Source organism: Mesorhizobium sp. M7A.F.Ca.ET.027.02.1.1 (genome assembly GCF_004022985.1).
Classification (GTDB): Bacteria; Pseudomonadota; Alphaproteobacteria; order Rhizobiales; family Rhizobiaceae; genus Mesorhizobium.
Map to the genome: position 1 here is coordinate 1 of NZ_RZOL01000820.1, position 956 is coordinate 956.

Genomic DNA, 956 nt, shown 5'->3' on the forward strand with positions numbered 1-956 from the left:
GGCAAGGCCGCCTATGGCGGCGGCGCCTGGTCGACCCAGATCGTCAAACTGTTGGAAGATGCCGTCGGCACCGACCTGCGCGCACCTGGTTTTCCGGCCAAGCTCGAACTCTGACGCCGGCTGGATATCAAACGATTTCAGGGCGTTGGCTGGATCGGCGGATCCATCTGAATCAATCTGTCAACGGCTTGATTCAGTATCTGAGCGTCAATGCACCGGGCAGGATCTCGAAGGTCGCGGGTATGCGTCCCGGCGACTCGCCGTCTATGTCGACCAGCGCGCCGTTCTTCTCTAAATCGCCGAGCGGTTCGACCACCACTTTCCTGCCGCGCAGGATGGTGATCGCAGGATGATTGCGATGCCGGCCGCCATAGAGCAGCCGGATGTCCCAGATCAGCTTCAGCTTGCCGGCCGCGCGCAGGATGACGATGTCGAACTGCCCGTCGGTCAGTTCCGCATCCGGCGCGATCATCATGCCGCCGCCGAAGAACTTTCCGTTTGCCACCGCCACCAGCGCCATGCGCGCTTCGACGGGGACGCCGTCGTCGACCGTTATGCTGACCTCCTGGAAGCGGTAGCGGATGAACTCGACCACGGTGCGCCACAGGAACAGCGCCTTGGCCGACATCCTGCCCTTGCGCTTGTCGGCATTGACGGCGCGGTCAGTGGCGCCGGAAAGCCCCAGGCTGGCGATGTTGATGAAATGCCGGCTGGCCAGCGCGCCGTGATCGTCGACGTAGCAGATGCGTCCGGCATCGACCTTGCGGGGCTTGGCTTCGGCGATCCGCTTCAGCACGGCATCGACCTTTTTCGGCAGACCTAGCCCACGCGCGAAATCGATGCCGGTGCCGCATGGCAAGAGCCCAAGCTCGGTGGTCCGGCCGCTTTCCCTGGCCGCTTGCAGCAGCCCGTCGGCCACTTCGCTGGCGGTGCCGTCGCCGCCGGCCGCGATCACC

The 956-nt window shown here is 64.5% G+C and carries 1 protein-coding gene and 1 pseudogene; one reads left to right on the top strand and one right to left on the bottom strand.

Annotation, left to right across the window (positions count from 1 at the left end):
* A pseudogene (locus tag EN749_RS39295) lies at positions 1–114 on the top strand (NAD(P)-dependent oxidoreductase); the annotation flags it as partial.
* A gap of 79 nt (positions 115–193) precedes the next feature.
* On the opposite strand, the gene EN749_RS36410 reads toward EN749_RS39295, so the two are convergent.
* A partial coding sequence (locus EN749_RS36410; protein WP_145991204.1) for a diacylglycerol kinase family protein occupies positions 194–956 on the bottom strand: 763 nt, incomplete at its 5' end.